The organism is Stenotrophomonas sp. 05L44_2 (genome assembly GCF_056665995.1).
The window spans coordinates 1-1,486 of the sequence record NZ_JBFTNR010000884.1; the positions used below are offsets into that span (position 1 = coordinate 1).

1 pseudogene is annotated in these 1,486 nt (G+C 58.2%); it reads right to left on the minus strand.

Going from position 1 to position 1,486, the window contains the following annotated elements:
- Positions 1-1,464: pseudogene (locus AC1VAN_RS21640) on the minus strand (DUF6531 domain-containing protein); the annotation flags it as partial.
- Between the last annotated feature and the right edge of the window lie 22 nt (positions 1,465-1,486).

The window sequence follows — 1,486 nt, forward strand, 5'->3', positions numbered from 1 at the left end:
AGCTAGGCCCATGCTTTCATTGAGCTGAAGGATTCCAAATGCCAGATAGGTATCACCAGGATTCCACACGACGTTGCCGGTATTACGGAACTGGAACGTCAGATTCGACGAGCCACCATTGAATATCTGGCGGGGTGATGCCGAGGCGCTGACCAGTTCCGCATTACGGACGACCGCAGGTATGGTGAAGGCTCCTGATCGATTGATCGTCAGATGATCGCCACCCCATGGTGAGATGCCATGTACATACAACGCTTTGCCGCCATGCGCCGATCGTGCGTTGGCATCCAGCGGAATTTTGAACCAGTACGCATTACCTCGTGCCTGGCACGCGTTCGCCACATTGCCATCCGTTGCCAGATTTGCACGGCCACCGGCCACGAATGTGCCGCCCGCCCATGCGTTGTTGCCTGCATACACGTGGACGTCAATCGAGGCGTCCACACCAATCGAGCAGGCCCAGCCTTCAATGAAGAAGTTCCAGTTGCCATCCTGGGTCACGCCGCCAATGTCACCAACGATGTTTGCCGTTGGAATCGCAAACACGCCTGAGTTCGCGAGCGGTCGGTCCTGGCCGCGGCCCTGCGGAGATTGGCCGTAGATGGAGAACTTGCGACCGCCCAACTGTTGCCTCTGGGCTAGCGATATCGGCAACTGATACCTATAGGCACTCCCTGATGCTTGGCAGGCCGCAGCAACACCTGACTCGCTGGCAAGGTTTGCTTGAGTGCTACCCAGGTAGACGTTGCCGTCGGCGTAACCGTCCACCTGGATTGACCCAGCCGAGCCAGTGGAGCAGGCCCAGCCACGTACGAACCAGTTCCACTGCGCATCATGGGTGATTTCGTCAATCACTCCGCTCACCACCGTATCCATCGGATAGTCGGTCTGTGAAACTTCGGTGCGCGTGCGATTGGAAGCGTTGTTGTAGCTATGTCGCGTCCATGCCCACTTGCCGTCTCCCATCGAACGGACTTCCTGTGTCAAGCGGCGCCCTGCATCGTAGCCGTAGCGCACTGTCACGCCATCAGGCTGGGTAAGCGAGGCGATGTCACCTGCAGTAGTGTATCCAATGGCGGTGGTCGCCCAACCGGTTGCCGAACTGGTTCTGTCGGACACAACGCGGCCGCGGCCGTCATAGGTCAGCTCTCGCACGCCACCATTCGCATTGACGATGCGCCCCGGCAATCCCAGTCCGTTGTAGTTGGAATAGCTGATCGTATGACCGAGTGCGTTGGTGACGCTGATCAGATCTCCTTGGCTGTTGAACACGGAGGTGACGTCGTCCTGCGCAAGCGGTCCATCAACTTTGATCGAGGCCTTCAATCCGTTTGCGTGATAGGTATACGTGCTTCGGGTCACTCGTGTCTGGCTGGGTACGCCACGTGCCGTCAGATTGCGCTCGGTTGCGCTGGCCACGTTTCCGCGATCGTCATAGGAGTAGGCAACCTCAAGATCACCCACCACCGTTGTCTTGAGGAGTCGG